Origin of the sequence: Nocardiopsis salina YIM 90010, assembly GCF_000341025.1 — a bacterium.
In the GTDB taxonomy this organism is placed as follows: domain Bacteria; phylum Actinomycetota; class Actinomycetes; order Streptosporangiales; family Streptosporangiaceae; genus Nocardiopsis; species Nocardiopsis salina.
This window is the reverse complement of sequence record NZ_ANBF01000237.1, coordinates 15,200-34,655: the sequence shown is the minus strand read 5'-3', so window position 1 is coordinate 34,655 and position 19,456 is coordinate 15,200. Positions and strand designations below refer to the sequence as shown.

Here is a 19,456-nt window from a genome sequence, read left to right as displayed (position 1 = left end):
CCGTCCACTCCATCGAGTACGGCGTCCCGTCCGTTGAGGACGAGTTCGGCCTCACCCAGGAGGCCCGCGGCGAGTACGCCATCGTCGAGCTGACGGCGGAGAACACCAGTTCCTCCGCCGAGTACCTCAGCGGTAGCGATCAGGTCCTTATGGACGCTGACGGCAACATGTACGAGTACGACATCACTGCGTCGACAGACGCCAGTTTCGTGGACCAGCTCAACCCCGGCCAGAGCGCCGAGGCTGTCCTCGCCTACGACATCAACGAGGGCACCGAGATTGAATACATGCTCGTGAACGGGGAGACCATGTTCGACGACGGCGTGCGCGTCGACCTCGACTAGCAACACCCCCACATGAAAGCGGCCCCGGCCGGTGCTGGAACACCGGCCGGGGCCTGTCCATCTCAACGAGACCTGACCTCGGAGACGAACGTGAACAGCGTACCCACCCACGGCCTGACCGTGGACGTCCTCGCCGTCCTTGACGTGCACGGCCACCACTGCCCCGACGACGCTGCGCTCGGAGCGGCCGTGGTCCTCCTCGGCGACGTTCTCGACGCCTACGAGGGGCGCATCGATTCCGCTCGCCTGCCTCGCGCCGAGGGCGGTGCCCAGTGAGCGAGCACACCACCACCGCTGCACGCCCGACGACGGCCCTCCTTCAGGACGTGTTCGCTGTCCTCGACGCACACGGCTACAAGCGCGCCCCCGGGCGAGTCCTGTGCGCTGCGCTGCCCCACCTCGACGACCTCCTCGCAGGACTCACCGCCACCTACGAGGGGCAGGAGGTGCCCCGTGCGTAGCCTCGCCACGGTCCTGCCCATCACTGGTTCACTCGCCATCGCGGTCGGGCTCATCGCGGTCAGCTACGGGCACATCTTCAGCTTCGCTACCAAGGCCGGCGCCCAGCCGTGGGAGGCGGCCATCCTCGCGGCCACGGTGGACGGCGCGATCGTGGTCGCTCTGGCCGTGACCGGGTTCGCTAAGTCCCGCGGCCAGGAGCCCCCGAGGGTTGCGAAGGTGACCCTCGTCGTGGCCGTGGTGGCCNCCCCGCCCCCGCCCTCCAATACGGGTGGCGGGGAGTGGCCGCGGCCGTGTGGGTCCCGCTTGTGGCCGAGATGGCGTACCTGTTGGCCATGGCCACGCACAGTGTGTCCGCTCATGGTGACCATCGCCGTCCGGCCATCTGCGGCGGCCGCACCATCCCCGTGGCCACGGTCATGGTCCGCGTGGCCGCTGCCCGTGCAGTGGGCGGGGAACAGGCCGAGCGCGAGGCGTCGGCCGTGTCCGCACGTCCGGTCATCTGTGGCCCCGTGGTGCCGGTGGCCACCCTGGCCGGGACGGTCCCCGTGGCCGCGCCGGACGCGCGTCCGGTGATCTGCGGCGCCATCGTGTCCGTGGCCAGCCTCGTCGAGTCCCTGCCCGTGGCCAATGAAGACGTCCGGCCGGTGATCTGCCACCAGGTGACCACTGTCGAGGAACTGGTCGCGCCGCTGTCCGACGAGAGCCCGGTCATCTGCGGCGGACGTCTCGTGTCCGCGGTCGAGGTCCTCGCCCCTACCCGCGCCGCCGCGGCGACGACCACGTCCCCGGACACAGTGGCTGTGTCCGCCCCGGCTCCCGTGACCATCGGGGACCGAGAGGAGAGGGTCATGGAGTGGCTGACCGACCCGGCGACCGAGGTGACCGCGGACTCGGCCACCGGCGCGGACATCGTGGCGCTGCTGGCCGAGTCTGGCCACGGCCGCGTGTCCGAGCGCACCGGGCGTCGGATCCTGGCCACGGTCCGAGCGGCCATGGCCGATCTCCCGGTGGCCGTGTAGGGCACGGGGGGGTACGGGTCGGCGCCGGACCGGCATGATGATCCGGCGCCGACCTTGCGGGCGTCGTGGCGTCCTGAGCCTTGAGACCACGGACAGCCCGGCGCCTCCGCGGGTGGCGGCTACCCTCGGCGGAGGCACAGGACCAGCGGACCAGGCCTCAGCCAGTGCGCGAAGGAGCCGCACGGTCGGATCTTCGTAACGGGACTTTGGTCCTCCCCGACACCCCGCCGAGCGGTAGGTCCTCCACCGGTGTCCACCGCGGTGTGAGGATCGCGGCCATGGACCGGTACCACTCCGCAATCTCCACCGTCCCGCCCGTGGTGCGTGCGCGCACCGCGGGCGGACTCGCCTACCTTCTGGCGTGGGTGCACACCTCGGGCGGGCTCCGTGCGCGGATCACATGGGTGGCTCAGTGGCGCGACTCCCCTGAGACATGGCGGTGGGAGGTTGCCGAGATCCCCGCCGGCGAAGTGTCCGAGGTTGACGGGCAGATCTACTCCGGCGTGCCGCGCGAGCCCCGTAGCGCCGAAGCGTAGATCCCGGACGCCTCGCCAGGGCCACAGCGCAACGCCGCAACCTAAGGGGACTCGCCCAGTAGGCGCCTGGTGCGTAGTTTCCCTGCCCCGAGTACGCGACCCTCACCAGATCCCGCCTACTTCGGCCGTGAACAAGCGTTGGCCATCGTGGCTTCGCACACGCGGGGGCTGCGGGTCAAGTGCGTCGGTGAGCCGGACGGCATAGACCTCGGACATGCACTCGGTGATCTCCTCAGCAGTGAGCCATTCGACCGCAGTCGACTCGGATGAAGGGCGCGCGACACCGCCGGACGGCTTGCACCGAAAGACCAAGGCGACGATCCCCCGCGCTGTGTTCTTGTAGACTCCTGTGAGCTGGTCGATTTCTACGTTAATGCCGGTTTCTTCCCAGATCTCCCGGCACACACCGGCCTCCGGCGTTTCAGGGAGTTCCAGGACTCCACCGGGAAGCTCCCACTTTCCGTTGTCAGCACGCCGGATCGCTAGGAGCCGACCGTCTTCTCGGATGACAGCTCCAGCGACTGACACCGAATGCAGTGGCGTTGACGGCTGATCTCCGCTGCTGTTACTCATGTACATGAGCATAGGAGGGTGGAAGGACCATGGTGAGCGTTGCAGGCGCGCGGTCTGGGAAGCCTCGATATCTACAGATCTCGGACGACCTCGAAGAGCAGATCAAGAGTCGCCGTCTGGCTCCCGCCGAAGAGGTCCCGAGTGAGTCGACCCTGATGCGCCGCTACGGCGTCTCTTCGGGCACGGTTCGGAAGGCAGTGGCACACCTTCGGACGATCGGACTCGTGGAGACCCACCAGGGTCGGGGCTCCTACGTGAAGTCGCGCCCTCCTGTGACACGTAAGTCTTCGGATCGGTTCCGTCGCTCCCACCGTCGCGCGGGCAAGGCGGCCTACATCGCCGAGACTGAGCAGGCCGGCGTCAAGCCAACGGTGAAGGTGCTTTCGATCGGCCCCGTCGAAGCGCCTGCGGATGTCGCGGACAGGCTCGGCGTAGCGGAAGGGGAGAAGGTGCTCGCTCGTCGACGGCTGTACTTCTCTGATGGCGCACCGACCGAAGAAGCTACTTCCTACTTGGCTTGGAGCGTGGCACGGGACATCCCTGAGCTCTTCGAGGAGAACCCCGGCGGAGGCGGTATCTACGCCCGCCTGGAGGAACACGGTCACGAGTTCGCCGAGTACACCGAGACTGTTCGGGCGCGACTGGCTACCAAACAGGAGACAACCGCTCTAGCCCTGAGTCCTGGTGCTCCGGTGATCCACCTGACCCGTAACGCGGTTACCACGTCCGGTCGGGTGGTGGAAGTCTGCGACACGATCATGGCCGCCGATCAGTTCGTACTTGACTACCGGATTTCAGCCCTGGACTGAGCCACCCTCCGGTCTTCTCCGGCCTTTGTTCCTCGCAGGGTTGACTCATGTACATAAGTGGTGCAGCCTAACTTATATACATGAGTACATGGGGACTGCACCTCGACAGGAGGTCTGTGGTCCGTGGTGCACATGGCGCGCCTGCCACCAGTTGCGCGCCACCAATCCTGGAGCGTGCTTCATGAATGCTGCTGTCCTGGATCCAGTTTCGAGGTCGAAGAGCGACGTGTTCAGTGGCCATAAGGCGCGTCGAGCGTGCCGTGTACGGGCCTACGTGCACCAACCCGGAGACCTCGCGCTCCTGGCCTTCTTGGTCCGGACGCTTCTCACTCGGGGGGCGATGTGAATGAACGCCACCGCACCCCCCGTCGCCGTCGACACGGCTGATCCTGAACTCACCGCCCTCATCACCGCCTACGGCACCGGGTGGACCATCACCCGCAGCACCGATCACGGCGGCACCCCCGGCGCCTGGTTCGCGAGGCGTCACGACCCCCGCCCCAGCCTCCAAGGGCTTCGGGCGTCCACCGCCGAGGAGCTCCGAGCCGCGATCGAGTGCGCGGAGGCGAGGACGCGATGACCGAGGATCCCGTGCTCGACTACCTCCAGCGCACCTACGGCAAGACGTGGCGTATTTGGCGGACTCCGAACTGGTGGATCGCCAACCCACGACGTTCCGGTACCGGTGTCACGCCGACGCTCATGGAGCCCACCCCGCAGGAACTGGAGGCACGCCTCCACGACCCCGGTAAGGCGATCGGTCAGGGGGTGGCCCCGTGGCAAGGGAGCTGCTGACTGTTCCGGCCGAGCGCCCGCTCCCGGGTCGTCTGGTCGTGCGCCCCTACGTGCTTGACCACCTTCACCGGCGCCGCCGGTGGGAGGCGCGGGTCGCGACGGGGGACACGCAGGCGTTGAATCTCGTGGCGCTCTTGGAGATCGCCGAGCCGATCCCGGTCGCTGCCTGACTAACCAGCCCGCCGCCCCCTCCCCTCGTGGGGGTCGGCGCAGGGGAGCCCGCCCGGGACATATCGAGGGGCGTGTCACGGGCGGGCGCCTCCAACCAGCCGGGTGCGGCCGGCGACAACACACAACGCCCCGACTCCCCAGACGGGGCACCCCAACCGGCCGCACCCTCCACCCGACCACAGCCGAGGAGGAACCACGTGAAGACCTACGACGCCGACGACCCCCGGGCCGACCGCCCCCTGACCAAGGCCGAGAAGGAGGCCGAGGAAGAGGCCGACCGCCTTCGCAACGAGAAGAAGAACGGCAAGTAGCCCAACGACTGGAAGGACTGCCCCGTGAACGAGATCATCGAGGACCTGTTCCAGACCCCCCAGAAGCTCGCCGTCCCTGACCAGGCCGACGAGTACACCAAGGTCAAGGGCGACGGGGACGCCCCCAAGCAGTACGACGAGATCTAACCCTCTACCCCCCGCGGGGCGGCCACACGGCCGCCCCGCTCTCGTTTCGGAGAGGACCCCCGTGCTCAAGCTCCACATCCATCCCGAGGACCTGCACCACCCCGACCGGTGGCGGCCAACCCCCACCGGTTGGGCGACCGGGCGCTCCACCCTCACGCCCTACTCGCACCCCTGCCTCGAATCCCGCATGAGCATGACCGAGGGACGAACCCTCATGGTCATCCGAGAACGCGTGCGCGGTCGCCTCGACTGGAACACCAGCACCGACTACGTGACGGCCGACGAGTACACCCAGCGCGCCGAGACCGTGCATGACTGGCCGCTGGGCTTCCTCACCATCGAGCTCACCGCCGGAAAGGCCAGGATCCAGGCGAGCAAATGGGGGTGCGCGCCCGTGCATCTGGCCACCGCGGACGGCACGCTTCGAGGCTCGTGGGACATGCTCGACCTCGTCGACCACGTCGACCCCGGTCGCCTCGATCCGCTCTCGGTGGTGCGGTTCCTGACCTACGCGAACTACTACTCCTCGGCGACCCTGCTCGCCGACGTAGTCACCCTCACCGAGCGAGCCACCGCCACCTACACCGGCGCGGACGTGCAGATCACCTACCCCGAACCCGGGATGCACGCCCTGCCGCGTGAACTCCGCCCCGACGCTGACCCGGTGGCCGCGTTCGAGCAGGTGCTCGCCGGGGTGGTCGACCGGTGGGAGGTCGATCCCGACCACACCGTGGCCGACGTGTCCGGCGGTATGGACTCCACCAACGTGGCCCTGTCCCTGGCACAGCTCTACCCCGGGCGCGTGGGCACCGGCGCGATGCTGCTCCCCGGAGCCATGGGAAAGCAGCAGCGCCGCCGACGCTCGGAGTTCCTCGCGCACGGGTTCGGTCCTGACCATACGGTCGAGATGGCCGAGCATCTACCGTTCGCCCCGGACGGTCCTCGGCGTCGCGGTGTGCCGTTCGACCCCGACGAAGGCCCCTACGCCGAGGCCCGGGACGTCCTCCTCCAGGACTACGCGTCCGCGGGTAAGCGGGTGTTGTTCACTGGCCTCGGTGGTGATGAGGCCATGAAACTCAGACGGGCCGAACGCGAGGCCCTCGGACTCACCTCGCACTCACCGTTGCGTCACGTCCGGGGCGTGCCGGCCTTCCTCGGGCCCCGCGGCCGGGAGCTTCTCCCGCACCGGTTCGAGGGGGCGGCGCCCTTGGGGCCGACCCTGTGGTCGATCCTGGCTTGCTTCTCCGCGATCTACCCCCAGCACATGCGCCACGGCATCTGGCCGATCACCCCATTCGCGGCTCCCGAGGTGGTGCGCTTGGCTGAGTCGCTGCCGGCCGAGTGGAGATCGGACAAGCGTCTGCTGCGGGACCGGCTGGCACGGGCGGGGTTCTCCCGAGACGTCTCGCACCCGGAGTTGAAAGAGACCTTCCAAGAGGTCTTGGACTTGTCGATGCGACGCCACGGCAGCCGCCTCCTGAGGGACCTCTTGGATGAAGGGGCGCTCTTGGTCGAGGAGGGCTACCTCGACGGCGAGGAGCTTCACCGCTCCGCGGCGGAGTTCGAAGCCACCGGTGGCAGGACCTTTGATGTGTACCGGCCGTTGATACTGGAAGTGGGCGTGCGCAGCTTGCGGGGAAGGACACGGGTGTGATGGAGATTCGACCGGCGGTCGCCGACGACGCCGAGGGCATCGAGGACATGGTGTCCCGGCGCGTGCAGTGGTTGGAGGAGCGTCGGGTCGGGGTGAGTCTCCGAGCCGCGGCCGCCATGGCCGAACAGGCCGGCGACGAGACCCCAAACTGGGTCCTGCTCGACGACGGTGAGATCGCAGGCTGCACCACCACCTACACGGAATCGCCGGCGTGGGCGTTCACCGAGGAGGAACGAGACATCCCGGCGGTGTTCCTCGCCTCGACGTGGACCGTCCCGAACGACCGCCGGTTGGGGTGGGTATTGGCGCGGTGGGCTCTTGGCCACGCCGCTCGGACCGGGCATCAGGAGGTGCGACGGGGCACGTTCGCTCCGGAGCTGGTCCGGTACTACACGCGCGTGCAGGGGTGGACGGTCCTGCGGGAGGTCGATCGCAGGGGCAAGGTGTGCACGTTCCTGACGCGCGCAGCGGAGGTACGTCCTGACCTGGACAGCCTGCTCTCCGGCCGGATCACCCGAGCCTGAACCGGGTACACCCTGTGCATGGACGATGACCCCCTGACCCGGGACGACCAAGCCCAGCTCGCCGAGATCCTCACCGCCACGGGCGCTGAAGGCGCCTACGCCATTGCCGAGTACCTCGGCATCGACCTCGACGCCGACGAGACCGACGAGTCCTGACACGACGAAACCGCCCCCGCCCACCACGAAGGTGGAGCGGGGGCGGTCGTGTACCCAGGGCTCAAGCAGGGACAGTGTGCAGGGTCGGGAGCCCGGACGGCGGGGTGCGTGTCCAGTCGACCGTCAGGGCCGATGCGTCCTCGCCGAGGAACTGGTGCGCCACCCGCGAGGAGCCGCGGCCGTTTCCGCAAAGGGATTCGCCGTCCTGGTGCTCGACCAGGCTCGGCACCGTGTACCAGGTGCGCCACCGGAGCCGATCCCTGTAGTACCTGCCTATGCGCATGTCGTAGGGCATCCGGCTTTTGCTCCCGTGCGAGCACCAGCGGAGCATGTCGCCGATCGTGTGCACCGGGGTGAGGATAGCGACGCCCCAGCACAGTGAACGTGTCGTCATCCACGCGTCGTCACGGTCCGTGGCGCGGGACAGGGCGCGACGAACGTGCGTCTGGTTCGGGCGCCCGGTGCCGGTGTACGCGGACACCAGCCCTTCGGGTCCCAGGACGTCGAGGGCCTTCTCCAGTCCCGTGATCAGGTCGCGGGAGATGAGCGCGTCGTCCTGGAGCACGAGGTGGTAGTCCGCTTCGGGGTCGTGGGCTTCCCACGCGCGCCGGCCGGTGCGCCAACGCTGGCGAGGATCCTTCGACGGCTCCGCCTCGGTGTCGTAGATGATCTCCACGTCCCGATCGAGCGCGGCCCGGACCCGCTCGGCGCTGTCCTCACGCACGGGGTGGGCCATGATCGTGGCGGACAGCCTCACACGACCACCTCGCTCTCGACCTGCGTCGTTTTGTTGTGCCAGTGATGGCGCGTGTAAGCACCGTCGACGGCGGGACGGTCGCGCTGGTCGAGCTCGCTCCAGTGGAACGGGTACACCAGCTCGGTGGGCAACACCGTGAGTTCGGGGTGCCTGCGGGCGACTCGGGTGAGGTAGTGGGCGCCGAGCTGGCGGTTCGACCGCGCCCGCGGCTGTGCAAGCACCGAGGCGCGGAGCCCCGCGAGCACGTCCTCCATCCACGCGGATCCGGGGATGGCACCCATGAACGCGTTGTTGATGAACCCCCGCCCCTCCTCGGCGATGAACGCGGTGTTGTCGAGGAGGTCATCGACCGGGCGGAGCGGTTCGAGATCAGCGTCGACATACACCCCGCCGTAGGTGTGCAGGATCCGGTACCGCGCGAGGTCAGAGCGCCACTGCCACACGTTGCTCTTGGGCGAGTAGATCTCGGGGTGCTCGTAGAGGTCCTGATACGCACCGAGGTGCGGTGTGGTCTCGGGAGTCCACAGGCGGAACTCCCATCCCGGATGGAGCCTCCGCCACTCGTCGAGGTAGGCGACCAGGTGGGGCGGCATCTCCGGACCGCCCCACCAAGCGTGCAGAATCTTCGGGATCACGGCGCCTCGCCGCGGGGCGTGTGCGGAGCCAGCCACCCGGCTACCGCAACGGCCAGAACAACGACCGCCTCAGCCACCCCGGCCGGGACATCGAGCCCGACGAGGGCGGCGAGCCACATGACCACGGCCACGCCGGCGCCGCTCGCGGTGCTGGCGACGACCTTCTTCTCCGGGCGCTTGCTGGGCACGGGCTTCGGCGCTTCGTGCTCACCCATCAGCACGACCCCTCATCCAGGTCGAGGCCCTGCTCGAAGCGGGCGATGTCTCGCTTCACGACCGCCCGGCGGATCTGCGCGGCTGCCGGACCGGACACACTGTCGCCGGAGGAAGCGCCGGATCCGACGTACTGCCGGGCAGCGAGGACAGCATCGGAGGTCCCGGCTCCGTAGTCGCCATCGACCCCGTCACCGCGGGGGCCGTGTCCGCCGAGCAGGTCGGCGAACCCGGCGTGCCTGAGGCTGGTCTGGAGGGCCTCCACACGGGGCCCCTTGTCGCCACGGCTGAGTCCGAGCATTTCCTCATCTCCTTCGCTGGTGATGGCGCCCGGGGCGCCGGTGAACGTGCCGTCCTGCACCATCCGGTACGCCCGGTCGCCGGGGCAGGAGGTGGCGGTGAAGTCGCGGTGTCCGAGCACGGCGGCGGCGTTGCCGTGGTCGTCCATGAGCCATCGGCGCAGCTCGCGCACGGCGTTGATCTGGTCGTCGGTGATGGTGTCGTTCGGGCCGGTCGCCAGCGTCACCGAGTAGTGGGAGGTGTTGCCGCCGGGCTGTGCGGCCTGCTCACGGCCGAGACCGCGGCCCTCAATGACGTAGCCGTGGGCACATCCCATGAAGCTGTATCCCACGTCCGCCCAGCCGCGGGAGGGGCCGGTGTGGAAGGAGCGGGTGCGGTTCCAGTAGTCCACGCACGCGGAGTGGGGTTTCGCAGCGAGGTTCTGGTCGCTGCTGTCGTAGTGGACCACCAGCCCCGACCGGGGCGTGGCGGCGTTGCCACCGCTGGTGGACGGCCACCCCAGATCAGACCTGGTGACGTAGTTCGTGGGTCGGGCCACAGGGGCCTCCTCCAGACATGACGAAACCCCGGCACGTTGCCGGGGCGGTTTCAAATATGCGGCTTGGGGTGAGGCAGGTCAGCCCATGAAAGCGCTGATGATCGCGGCGATGGCGGCGGCCACCGCTGAGAACGCACTGACCGGCAGTGCGTAGCGCCACGCTTCCAGCGCGCGGATCCTCTGCTCGTGGTCGCGGAGCTGGGTGCGGGTCACCTCTTGGTGGGTGATCGAGGTCTGTAGCTGTCCGGACAACTGCCGGAGCTCCCCGTACAGGTCCGCGGCCGTCACGGTGTGCCCCAGGATGGGGCGGGTCTCTCTGTCATCGCGCAACGTCAGCCCCTCTCATAGGTCGGGCCTACCGATGGCCAACCAATCCACATTGGTAGAGGTCTCGTTGGACCGGGCGATCACGATGGTGAATCCGGTGGTGGACACGTCGGTGTACGTGGCCTCGATGAACGTGCCACCAGGCACCGAGGTGCGGGCGGTCACCTGGATCGTGGGGATCTCGGCGAAGGGCACATCGAACGTGACGTCTGCTCGGCCTCGGTAGTACGAGGAGCCGAGGGCTCCGCTACCGACACTGGTGACGGGCGTGACGTTCACCAGCCCGAACTGGACTCCGCTGCGAAGCTTCTCGGCGGTGATGATCTCTCCGGCACGCCACTGGTACAGGGACACCGGGGCACCTCCTCTCTCATAGGGCGGCGGTGGCCGGGTAGGCCAACCGCACGGGCGTGCCGGCGCCGTGGTTCTTGGCCACGCCGTTGATGGCGCGCTCGACCTCGACTGACTGCCCGACTGACTCGCCGGTCCCGACGATGCCGGTGACCCGCATGATCTCCCCGCCGACGGTGATGTCGAACGGGAAACAGTCGGGGCGGGTGTCACTGGTGACCCATGCGGGGCCGCGGGAGGTCGACACGATGAGCAGCGTCTCGGTCTCGTCGAGGCCGTAGTCGATCTCAGCCCCGGCCGTATCGGCGCGCATCGGCGCGTCCGGCGGGGCCTCGGTCTCCTCCTCGCCGATCTGGCCGACCTGCCATGGTGAGGCCGGTGTGCAGGTCAGGGTGATGTCCCACTGGAAGAGGCCGATGTGTTCCTCGTAGCCCTGCACGATGAGATCGAGCGCGCGCTCCTGCGTCCACGGCGGTGGGTTGAGAATGCGGACCCGGTCGCCGGCATCGAGGGCGAGGACGTCCTCGATCCGCGCGGACAATCTCGGGTTGGCGAGGTTCAGGTGAATGACCGGCCACCGGAGTTCATCAACAGTCCCGAGGTGCAACCTCCATCCGGCCTGGTCGTCGACCTGACTATCGGTGGCCAGGGACAAGGTGACGCTCTCGTCGTACCGGCCGACCCGGGCCACGCCGAGAGGACCGTCGGTGTCCTCGACCTGCACAGCAATGCCGGACGACCGTGTCACCTCAACGTCGTTGCGGAGCGCCTGGTCGTCGTCCTCGGGCTCCATCGGCGGGGAGATCTCCCCGGACGCGTAGTCGAGCACGAGGGCGGGCTTCGCGTTGTACATCTGGTCCCGACCCCGGTAGGTGAGCGCCAGGCTCGCCCGGTCCTCCCCGGGTGACCCGAGGTCGGATGCCGTCGCCTCCTCGACGACGTCGAGGAAAGTCCCTTCCTCTTCGGGACCGAGCCGTTCACCGGCGATGCCGCTCACCAGAACAGGAACGTCGAAATCGTTTGCCATTCGCGTGAGCCGGAGCCGCGTTGTCTCGCCGTCCCACCCAGCAGACGCGTCCATGTAGTGGTAGACGTTGTGACTCCCCCACACCACAACATGCCCGATAGCGATACCCTCAAGTTCAGGACTGACCGTCGCCGTAATTGCAGTCGGGGAACCCACAGGCCCGGAATACGATTGCGGCACGACCAGGTTGCCTACCGTGGTCCCAACCTCGACAAAGGTACGCAGAATCGACATCTCGGTGGAAGACCCGTTAGGCGCGGCTCGGAAAGCCAAACGCCGCCACCCGCCCCACAGATCCGACGCGGACGCCTGCGTGCTCGCGATTTCATCCCCGTCCAGGGTGTAAAGACGCCAACGCATCGCCACGCTGGGGTTGTCATCATCACCGACGTTGACGAAATCCATGGTCGCCCGGACCTCCGTGGACTCAATCGCCATAAAGTCCGCCTGGTTGGGCTCATCAGAAGACTCCCACGGCGTCACCTCCGGCTCATCCGGGAAATGCACCAACATATGCACCTCCCACCCCACCGGGTCGGTGTACGGGATAGGTGCCGACATTGTCGCGCCGGAAGCCCCCACAGTCGGTAGCGGCCGTGAAGCGTCCAAAGAGTCGTCTTCGGAGAAATGCAGACCCGTTACGCGCATCGGCTCTACACCAGGAGTCGGGGAATTCGCGAAACGAGCGGTGCGGCCTTCCTCCATAGGCCAATACGCAACCGGAAGGAACGAGGGGACGGCGCGGCGTGTCACCGACCGGATGGGTTTCGATCCCTGCCCGAGACGACGCAGGATCCCGGACGCCTCGATGGGCGCGGTCACATCCACGTCGGCGACGTCCCACCGGGACGGCCACGAGGAAACCTCACCGGTGAACCTCACCACGTGCGGCAACTCCTGTTGCCGCAGGGTCCTCACCTGGAGGTCGCGCACCGAGATCACCGCTGGCGTGGCGGTGGCGTCGGCCTGGGCCGTGATGGTTCCTCGAAGCCCGAAGCCGCCTTGTCGATACCGCGTGTCGTGTGCCTGCGCGTGCCACACCTCAGGTTCGGGAGACCCGTCCGGCCACACGCGAATACGAAGCTCGGGACCGACCGCCTGAGCACGCACCCGCACCCAATCGCCCGGCGTGTACTCCATGCCGGGGATGGGCGCTCGAACCGGTGTCAGATTGGAGCCACTGCCGTCATCCATCCGGCTGATGTCGGGGACGATGTGGGGGCCGCGCCCGGCGTCAACTCTCCACGCCACGCTGATCCGGTACCCGGACTCGGATGAGCCGCCGGTGTCCATGGTGCGTCCGGCGAGACTGAGGTAGGTGGCCCCACCGGCCTCTCCACGGGGCGGAGTGTCAAGACGCACCTCGCACGTGACGTCGAAATCGGTGAGGTCGGCGTCGTGCGCGTACACGACGCGAGCGTCAGCGATGGTATCGAGGGCGATGTGCCCGGCGCCGTCCTCGACCGAGTACGAGCTGTCGGGCCCGGCTGCGGGCTCCCACGTGTGGCCGCTGTCAGCCTCGCTCCACCCGCCGGTGACGGTGCGGCCGAAGCCGTCGGCGAGGACCGTGGCGCCCTCCTCGGGCAGCGGGCCGACGCGGACCCTCACCGGTGTGTTCTTGCCGATCTGCCCGTAGTACGGGCTGAGTGGATTGTGGGGCGAGTACTTGCCGCCCCGGTTGTCGAGGGTCAGCGCACACGACGACGGGTCCGCCTGGGACGCCTCGTCAGCTCGGCCGCGGGTGATCTGCACAGGCTCGGTGGCGCGCACGTCACCGCTGATGTCGACCCACTCACCGTCGAGGAGGAGCTCCGTGGTCAGGCGGGGCGGGAACGTGGGGCGGAACTGCGACCGCAGCTCAGCATGTCCACTCACCCCCGAGAGATCGCCGGTGGCAGTGAACCGGCCACCTCGGGTGACCCGCGCAGAAGCGCCCAGCTCGCCGAGGTCGGCGGCGGCGTCCACCGTGGCGTGCCGGGTGATCTGCGAGGTGGCATCCACCGGCAGGTCGGCGGAGGCGTCCATCCGGCCGGCACGGGTGATGCGTGCCGAGGAGGACAGGGGCAGTGTGGCTACGGCGACCACGCCGTCGCCGGTCAGGTCCGCGCGGATCTGCGCCGAGGAGGTCAGCCCGAGGCTGGCCTGTGCGGCGAAGGTTTGGTGAGTAGGCCAGGGGCCGAGCCCCTCGCCCTCGCCGACACGCACCTGGTCGATGTAGGCGGGCGGATAGTCGGCCTCGGAGCCCCCGCCCTGCACAAACAGATAACCGGTGACCGAGGAAGATTCGACACTGATCTCGTAGTCGGGTTCCCCGGTGCTGTCGGGGTCGGTCCACCAGAACCGCCACGTGCACTCCTCCGAGCCCTGCGACGCCTCGCACCGCACCCACCGGTCGTGCATTTGATCCGTGGCGCTCGTGTCCAGCTCCGTCCAACCGACAAAATGGGCGCCCGAATCGAAGTCGAGGTAGAGGTCGTTGACGTTGACCCGGCCGGACTGGAGGAAACGCACCCAACCGCCCGATGTGCGGTACAGGTAGAAGCTGACGGACCACTCGGTCAACTCCTCGGTGAGTTGCACGTCCCCGTGGTTGCCGGAAAAGGCATCATCGGCGCCGAGCATGAGCGAGGACCGGCCGCCGTAGGCCCGATCGCCGTAGCGCACATGCGACACATCCGCGCTGTTACGCAGGTCCACAATGGGGTCGCCCCACTCGCCGGACGTGCCGGGCCCGGTCAGGTCCTCGGAGACGAGCGTCAGTGGCTCACCGTCAAAGCTGTTCTGCCACACGACCGCCACGGGGCACCTCCTGTCAGTGGGAGCGGATGCTCGCGGTGAGTGCCCCGTTGCCCATGTTCAGGGTCAGCACCTCGACCGTGGCGGTGCCCGCCGTGGGGTAGGGCTGTGGCGTCGAAGCGGGGGCGTCCCCGAGCCAGTCGCCAGCGGAGTTCCACAGGCCTACGTGGGTGACCTCGTCGGAGCCGAGGGCGGGCACGAGAAAGACGATCTCGTCGTCGGCAGTGATCGCCCCGGAGGATGGGCTGTTCCAGGTGACGGATTGGCGTTCGTAGTCGCCGCCGTCGATCTCGTTGGACCCGTCGTCGCCGGGGTTGCCGGTGTGGAGCGACGCCTCGACTGCCGTGTCGGCGGCGGCGGAGAGCATCGGGTGGTACAGGGCGTTCGTGAAGGCCACTGGGGCCTCCTCTCATGTAGGGCGGCCTACCGGCCGAAAGCGGTCTGGACATCGCCGCGGCCGTCGGTGCGGACCATCTTGCGGATGAGCTTCTTCATCTCCCCGTCGGTTCCGGTCACGTCGATCACCACACGCTGCTCCTGGCCTTCGACACGGGACGCCGCAGCGTTGACGTTCGAGGGGATGCGGCTGGCGGCGCCCTGCATGGCGGCGACCCGGTCGTCCAGCGGGGACATGAGGGCGTCGGCGGCACGGTCGATGCGGGTGAGCTCGGACATGATGCCCTCGCCGAGTTGGTCGGCGATGCGGGCTCCGGACACCTCGGGGGCGCCGGACCCGCTCATGGGGCCGACCTCGGCCGGCGAGAACGGCAAGTAGCCGCGGATCGTCGAGGCCACGTTCGACATGGCCGAGCCGACCCGGCCGATCATGCTGGTGATCCCCGAGATGAGCCCCTGGATGACGTTGCGCCCAGCACCGACCAGGAGGCTGCCGAGGTTGCCCACAGCGCTCATGATGCGGCCCGGAATCTGAGCGGCCTGCGAGATCAGCGACGAGATCTGACCCGCCGCGGTCGAGACCATCCCCGCGAAGTAGGAACCCACCATCCCCGGCAGGGCGGCGAGCCCGGCAATGAAGCCCAGCACATTGGAGACCATGCCGGAGACCACGCTGACCGCAGTGTCCCGGGCAGAGGCGAAGAACCCAGTGACCGAATCCCAGATGCCCGAGACCAGGGAGGAGAGCGAGGCGCCCCACCCGTTGATGGTGTCGAGGACCCAGGCGACCAACAGTGACACCAGAGCCGAGACCAACGCCGTCGCACCCTCGACCTTGGAGACAATCCAATCCCACGCCCTGCCCACAGCTGCCGAGATCTCATCCCAATAGACGATGCACAGGACGATCACCGCGATGAGCGCCATGATCCCCAGGACGATCCAGGTGATCGGCGAGGCCCACAGGGCAGCGGAGAACAGCATCTTGGCCCCGGCCGCGATCCGGAACGCCCCGGCCACCACCTTCAGGGCACCGCCGATCTGTCCGATCGCGGTGATGGTCATACCGACCACAATGAGAAGCGGCCCCAAAGCAGCGAGGACGGCGGCCACGACCACAGCGATCTGCAACAACCTCGGGCTCGTGTCGTTGAGCTTCTGCGTCCACTCGGTGAACTTCTCCACCACCGTGGTCACGACGTTCAACAACCCCGTGTCCCCGAGCTCCAGCATCAGGCCCTCGGCCGCGGACTGAAGCGCCTTGAGCTGACCGGACAGGCCTTCCATTCGGATGTCCGCCATCTCCTGAGCGGCGCCCTCGGAACCCTCCAACTGCTCGGTAAAAGCGGCCACGTCGTCGGCACCACGCTCCAACAACGCGAGCATCGCCGGGCCCGCCTCCTGACCGAAGATCTGCATCATCTCCGACGTGTCAGCGCCGGCGCCCTCCAGGTCCCGCATGATGTCCGGGAAAGGCCTCATCGCCCCATCCGCATCCTGGATGGACACACCCAGGTCGTCCATGACGCCCTGCACCTGGGCCGTGGGGTTCAGCAGCTGGGACAGGGCACCGCGGAGGGCTGTGCCGCCTTGCTCGCCCTGGATGCCTGCATCGGCGAGCACGCCGAGGGTCGCCGCGGTCTCCTCCAGACTCATCCCCGCGCTGGAGGCGACCGGGCCCACGTAGGTGAACCCCCCGCCGAGCTGCTCGACGCTCGTGTTCGCGGACGCCGAGGCGTCGGCGAGTACGTCGGAGACCCGGGCGGCTTCGGATGCCTCGATCCCGAAGCCGCTCATGATGTTCGATGCGATGTCGGCCGCGTTGGCCAACTCCATCCCGCCGGCGGCGGCGAGGTTGAGCACGTCGGGTAGGCCGGACATGATCTCGGTGGTGTCCCACCCGGCCATGCCGAGGAACTCCATGCCGGCAGCCGCCTCGGAGGCTGAGAATTGGGTGGTTGATCCCATTTCGCGGGCGAGGCCGGTGAGGTCGTCGAGGTCCTGCCCGGTCGCGCCGGTGACAGCTCTGACGCCGTTCATGCTGGACTCGAAGCTTGCGGCGGTGGTCACGACCGCGGTGCCGAGCCCCACGATCGGAGTCGTCACACCAGCTGTCAGGCCTTTGCCGACATCGGTGAGACGCCGCCCTGAATCCTGGACCTTGTCGAACCCGGACGTGGCTTTCTCGGCGGCTTGGTCGATTTCGTCGAGACCGCCGGTGTCCGCCCCGATGACGACGGTGAGTTCCTGGAGGGTGGCCACGGCTCACCCCCTCAGGCGTGCGTCTTCTTCTTGTTCTTCTTGGCGGTGGTGTTGAGCCCTGCGGCGACCTCGCGGGCCTGGTCGGAGTCCAGCCCGGTCCACTCGGTGCGGCCCGTCTCGGTGTCGACCACACTCGGGAGAGCCTGGTCATCGCGAACCTGATACCGGGGCTGCCCTCGACGGGCGGGTGTGCGTCCGTTCTCGGCGCCGCCGAACGCAGCGTTCAACGACTTGGCGATCGACTTGTGTTGCTGCCAAGACTGCGGGGCGCCACGGCCGTGATCCCACTGGGGCAGGAAGTCCTTCGGCTTGGCCTTCTTGGACTTCTTGTCGCGGTTGGCGTTGGCCACGACCGCGCACAACTGGGCGACCAGCACGTCCGTGCGCTGTCCGCCGAGGGGGCCGATGAGCTGTTCGTATGCCGCCCACTCGGTGAGTTCAGCCGAGGAGGTGCGGCGGAGCATCTCCTCGACGGGCATCCCTAGGTGGGCGGCTACCCGGAGGTAGAGCTGTCGCTCGGGTCGCTCTCGGAGTCGCCTTTTCCCTCCTCGACCGACCCCTGACCGATGCCGGACAGGCGCCGGGCCACGTCGAATAGGCGGTCGACCACCGCGCCGTTCTTCTCACCGAGGGCCTTGGCCTTGTCGTCGGTGAACAGCCTCTCGAACGATTCATCCACCAGACACTTCACGAGGAGCTTCGCCCGGACATTCCGCAGGCGCTGCGCTGCGGGCTTGCCCTTGGCATCCACGAACGCCGCCTCGTAGGCGTCCCGGTCGGTGCCGGACAGTCCGACGACGCGAACGGTGCCGCCCCACTCCTCGACGTCGACGTCCTCGTACTTGCGGTCGTCGACCTGCTCAATCTGAGCGGCAGTCAGAAAGGCCATCAGGAGGTCTCCTCATCCATGAAGCTCGGCGGCCCGGAGAGTTTGAACGTCATGCTGGCTTCCATCGGCCCGTCGTGGGGGAACTCGAACTCGCACCCGGTGAGGCCAGCCGAGAATTCCCAGGACCCGCCGTCGGGAAAACTCATGCGGTAGTCGTTCGGCTCGGACCCGGCGAAATCCTCACGGATCACATGGAGGTGTTGCTCGGAATCGAAATAGACCTCGCACTCCACCTCTCCGGTCCGCTTGATTCCGAAAATGATCTCCTCCCACTGCCCCGGACTGGAGTGGGTGGTGACGTCGTACTCCTCACGCTCCAACCCAGGTCCGCTCAGGTTGTGGACGTTGGCGATCTCCTCGAAGTCGCCGCCCTCGGTCATGCGTTCCAGCACCGTGCTGAAAGCGTCGTGGCCCGCCATCGGGTCCCTCCTCGCATACGAAAAGCCCCGGCCGATGGCTCGGGGCTCGTGGTGGTTTGTGGTGTCAGGTCTGTGCTGTGCGGATCCGGAAACGGGTCACGACGTGACGTATGTCGGGGTTCTCGTCGCGGAGCGTCTGCCCGAACTCGAACCGCAGACTGGTGACGTACTGCCCGTCGCCGACGTCGAGGTCGGCGGGGCGGTGGTCGAGGAGAGCAGTCACCCGGTTGGCGACGGCGTTCGCCTCGGCGAAACCGCGATACTTCGACCACACGTGCAAGTTCACCGTCGTGTCCCGACCGATGAATGTGTGAGCGTTGGCCGGGGTCTCGATTGCCTCACCGATCGTCACGTAGGGCCAAGAGGCGGCGGTCGGCTCGGGAACGTAGTCGTACACCGCCGCACCGAGGTCGGCGTCCTCGGCGGTCAGGCGTTGATACAGGGCGCTCTGAATATCCGCCATGGGCCGGCGTGCGGGTGTCGTCGCGCTCATGAGGGCGGCAATTCGCTGTTCAGGAACTTCGCCATACGGTCCGGGTAGCGCTGTTCGGCTTCACGGGCGGACGGCTCAGCGAACGGCGATGCGGTGCGTGTACTGGTGCCGAACTCGACCAGCGCGGACCACCACGCCCTCCTAGCGCCGAACACGCCCACCTCCATCGTGAGCGGCCCCGTCTGGCGGCGTCCGATCGCACCCCGCAGCGTGCCCGAAGCGACAGGGACACGGTCCCGCATCGCCTCGTACACCTCCTCGGCCTCATCCTTGGTCGCGGTCTCGGCCTCAGACTCCAGGTTGCGGGGCAGAGCCCGGAGCTTGCGCTCCAGTTCCTCCAGGCCCTCGACCCGCACGCGCCGCTTACCCACCTCGCGCCTCCCTACGGGCCTGGCGCGCATCCTGGCGCCGCCCCTCCCGCAGCTCTCCCGCCACGGCCAGGATCGCGTCGGCGATGGCGATCTGAGCTTTCGCCGAGGCCACTGTCGCGGATGCCGTGATTCTTTCCGTGAGCATCGACTTACCGGCTAGCCCTTGGATCTGCTGCTCGGC

At 67.9% G+C, this 19,456-nt stretch carries 28 protein-coding genes and 1 pseudogene; 14 read left to right on the top strand and 15 right to left on the bottom strand.

Translation table 11 applies throughout. The features are described from left to right. The 6 genes and pseudogenes from D474_RS0126005 to D474_RS30155 form a co-directional block, all read left to right on the top strand. On the top strand, positions 1–344 hold a 344-nt coding region (locus tag D474_RS0126005; protein ID WP_017616414.1), incomplete at its 5' end, for a DUF4352 domain-containing protein. A 90-nt stretch (positions 345–434) separates the two neighbouring features. Further along, positions 435–620 (top strand): hypothetical protein, encoded by a 186-nt coding sequence (locus D474_RS0126000; RefSeq protein ID WP_017616413.1) that lies wholly within the window; start codon positions 435–437, stop codon positions 618–620. Beyond that, positions 617–805, top strand: a complete 189-nt coding sequence (locus tag D474_RS30695) for a hypothetical protein (protein ID WP_017616412.1) — start codon at positions 617–619, stop codon at positions 803–805. Before D474_RS0126000 ends, D474_RS30695 begins: the two co-directional genes overlap by 4 nt. Further along, positions 798–1,013: pseudogene (locus D474_RS34390) on the top strand (DUF2637 domain-containing protein); the annotation flags it as partial. The gene D474_RS30695 and the pseudogene D474_RS34390, both read left to right, overlap by 8 nt. Positions 1,014–1,096: 83 nt before the next feature. Then, a complete protein-coding gene (locus D474_RS32465) occupies positions 1,097–1,825 on the top strand; it encodes a hypothetical protein (RefSeq protein ID WP_239647189.1) in 729 nt (242 codons plus the stop codon). A gap of 278 nt (positions 1,826–2,103) precedes the next feature. Further along, positions 2,104–2,361 carry a hypothetical protein gene (locus D474_RS30155; protein WP_040704538.1) on the top strand — a complete coding sequence of 86 codons (258 nt, stop codon included), beginning with the start codon at positions 2,104–2,106 and terminating at the stop codon, positions 2,359–2,361. 102 nt (positions 2,362–2,463) lie between these two features. On the opposite strand, the gene D474_RS0125975 is transcribed toward D474_RS30155, so the two are convergent. Next, positions 2,464–2,940: an NUDIX hydrolase gene (locus D474_RS0125975; RefSeq protein WP_204367152.1), complete on the bottom strand. Its 477-nt coding sequence runs from the start codon at positions 2,938–2,940 to the stop codon at positions 2,464–2,466. 23 nt (positions 2,941–2,963) lie between these two features. Here D474_RS0125975 and D474_RS0125970 point away from each other — a divergent pair, with 23 nt between their 5' ends. The 8 genes from D474_RS0125970 to D474_RS32880 all read left to right on the top strand — a co-directional run bounded on the left by D474_RS0125970 (position 2,964) and on the right by D474_RS32880 (position 7,501). Beyond that, the gene (locus tag D474_RS0125970; RefSeq protein WP_017616407.1) at positions 2,964–3,743 is read left to right on the top strand and encodes a GntR family transcriptional regulator; all 780 of its coding nucleotides are present in this window, start codon (positions 2,964–2,966) and stop codon (positions 3,741–3,743) included. Between the two features lie 346 nt (positions 3,744–4,089). After that, positions 4,090–4,323, top strand: a complete 234-nt coding sequence (locus D474_RS0125965; RefSeq protein WP_017616406.1) for a hypothetical protein — start codon at positions 4,090–4,092, stop codon at positions 4,321–4,323. Beyond that, positions 4,320–4,538, top strand: coding sequence for a hypothetical protein (locus D474_RS0125960; RefSeq protein WP_040704537.1), 219 nt, complete (start codon positions 4,320–4,322; stop codon positions 4,536–4,538). The genes D474_RS0125965 and D474_RS0125960 overlap by 4 nt, the downstream gene beginning before the upstream one ends. Next, positions 4,520–4,708 carry a hypothetical protein gene (locus D474_RS32885; RefSeq protein ID WP_017616404.1) on the top strand — a complete coding sequence of 63 codons (189 nt, stop codon included), beginning with the start codon at positions 4,520–4,522 and terminating at the stop codon, positions 4,706–4,708. Before D474_RS0125960 ends, D474_RS32885 begins: the two co-directional genes overlap by 19 nt. Positions 4,709–5,044: 336 nt before the next feature. Further along, positions 5,045–5,167 carry a hypothetical protein gene (locus D474_RS33990; RefSeq protein ID WP_017616402.1) on the top strand — a complete coding sequence of 41 codons (123 nt, stop codon included), beginning with the start codon at positions 5,045–5,047 and terminating at the stop codon, positions 5,165–5,167. A gap of 61 nt (positions 5,168–5,228) precedes the next feature. Continuing rightward, the gene (locus D474_RS0125940) at positions 5,229–6,821 is read left to right on the top strand and encodes an asparagine synthetase B family protein (protein WP_017616401.1); all 1,593 of its coding nucleotides are present in this window, start codon (positions 5,229–5,231) and stop codon (positions 6,819–6,821) included. Then, the gene (locus D474_RS0125935) at positions 6,821–7,345 is read left to right on the top strand and encodes a hypothetical protein (protein WP_017616400.1); all 525 of its coding nucleotides are present in this window, start codon (positions 6,821–6,823) and stop codon (positions 7,343–7,345) included. The genes D474_RS0125940 and D474_RS0125935 overlap by 1 nt, the downstream gene beginning before the upstream one ends. Before the next feature lie 18 nt (positions 7,346–7,363). Continuing rightward, positions 7,364–7,501 carry a hypothetical protein gene (locus D474_RS32880; RefSeq protein WP_017616399.1) on the top strand — a complete coding sequence of 46 codons (138 nt, stop codon included), beginning with the start codon at positions 7,364–7,366 and terminating at the stop codon, positions 7,499–7,501. 61 nt (positions 7,502–7,562) lie between these two features. On the opposite strand, the gene D474_RS30150 is transcribed toward D474_RS32880, so the two are convergent. The 14 genes from D474_RS30150 to D474_RS0125860 all read right to left on the bottom strand — a co-directional run bounded on the left by D474_RS30150 (position 7,563) and on the right by D474_RS0125860 (position 19,275). Next, complete coding sequence (locus D474_RS30150) at positions 7,563–8,258, bottom strand: hypothetical protein (protein WP_017616398.1); 696 nt, start codon at positions 8,256–8,258, stop codon at positions 7,563–7,565. Continuing rightward, positions 8,255–8,893 (bottom strand): glycosyltransferase family 32 protein, encoded by a 639-nt coding sequence (locus D474_RS0125920; protein ID WP_017616397.1) that lies wholly within the window; start codon positions 8,891–8,893, stop codon positions 8,255–8,257. Before D474_RS0125920 ends, D474_RS30150 begins: the two co-directional genes overlap by 4 nt. Continuing rightward, the gene (locus D474_RS0125915) at positions 8,890–9,108 is read right to left on the bottom strand and encodes a hypothetical protein (protein WP_152477094.1); all 219 of its coding nucleotides are present in this window, start codon (positions 9,106–9,108) and stop codon (positions 8,890–8,892) included. Before D474_RS0125915 ends, D474_RS0125920 begins: the two co-directional genes overlap by 4 nt. Beyond that, a complete protein-coding gene (locus tag D474_RS0125910) occupies positions 9,108–9,944 on the bottom strand; it encodes a peptidoglycan recognition protein family protein (protein WP_017616395.1) in 837 nt (278 codons plus the stop codon). The genes D474_RS0125915 and D474_RS0125910 overlap by 1 nt, the downstream gene beginning before the upstream one ends. A 78-nt stretch (positions 9,945–10,022) precedes the next feature. Next, a complete protein-coding gene (locus D474_RS0125905; RefSeq protein WP_017616394.1) occupies positions 10,023–10,274 on the bottom strand; it encodes a hypothetical protein in 252 nt (83 codons plus the stop codon). A 12-nt stretch (positions 10,275–10,286) separates the two neighbouring features. Then, a complete protein-coding gene (locus D474_RS32460; RefSeq protein ID WP_017616393.1) occupies positions 10,287–10,625 on the bottom strand; it encodes an H-type lectin domain-containing protein in 339 nt (112 codons plus the stop codon). Between the two features lie 16 nt (positions 10,626–10,641). After that, a complete protein-coding gene (locus D474_RS32455; protein ID WP_017616392.1) occupies positions 10,642–14,448 on the bottom strand; it encodes a hypothetical protein in 3,807 nt (1,268 codons plus the stop codon). A 13-nt stretch (positions 14,449–14,461) separates the two neighbouring features. Further along, the gene (locus D474_RS30145) at positions 14,462–14,842 is read right to left on the bottom strand and encodes a phage tail fiber protein (RefSeq protein ID WP_017616391.1); all 381 of its coding nucleotides are present in this window, start codon (positions 14,840–14,842) and stop codon (positions 14,462–14,464) included. A gap of 26 nt (positions 14,843–14,868) precedes the next feature. Then, positions 14,869–17,103 (bottom strand): phage tail tape measure protein, encoded by a 2,235-nt coding sequence (locus D474_RS30685; protein WP_017616390.1) that lies wholly within the window; start codon positions 17,101–17,103, stop codon positions 14,869–14,871. Between the two features lie 11 nt (positions 17,104–17,114). Further along, on the bottom strand, positions 17,115–17,582 hold the full coding sequence (locus tag D474_RS31425) for a phage tail assembly protein T (RefSeq protein WP_017616389.1): 468 nt from the start codon (positions 17,580–17,582) through the stop codon (positions 17,115–17,117). A gap of 14 nt (positions 17,583–17,596) precedes the next feature. After that, entirely contained in the window at positions 17,597–17,992 is a 396-nt protein-coding gene (locus tag D474_RS0125875) for a hypothetical protein (protein WP_017616388.1), read from the bottom strand. Continuing rightward, positions 17,992–18,411, bottom strand: a complete 420-nt coding sequence (locus D474_RS0125870) for a phage tail tube protein (RefSeq protein WP_017616387.1) — start codon at positions 18,409–18,411, stop codon at positions 17,992–17,994. The genes D474_RS0125875 and D474_RS0125870 overlap by 1 nt, the downstream gene beginning before the upstream one ends. A 64-nt stretch (positions 18,412–18,475) precedes the next feature. Beyond that, the gene (locus tag D474_RS0125865; RefSeq protein ID WP_239647188.1) at positions 18,476–18,904 is read right to left on the bottom strand and encodes a DUF3168 domain-containing protein; all 429 of its coding nucleotides are present in this window, start codon (positions 18,902–18,904) and stop codon (positions 18,476–18,478) included. Further along, on the bottom strand, positions 18,901–19,275 hold the full coding sequence (locus tag D474_RS0125860) for an HK97-gp10 family putative phage morphogenesis protein (RefSeq protein WP_239647187.1): 375 nt from the start codon (positions 19,273–19,275) through the stop codon (positions 18,901–18,903). The genes D474_RS0125865 and D474_RS0125860 overlap by 4 nt, the downstream gene beginning before the upstream one ends. Positions 19,276–19,456: the final 181 nt, after the last annotated feature.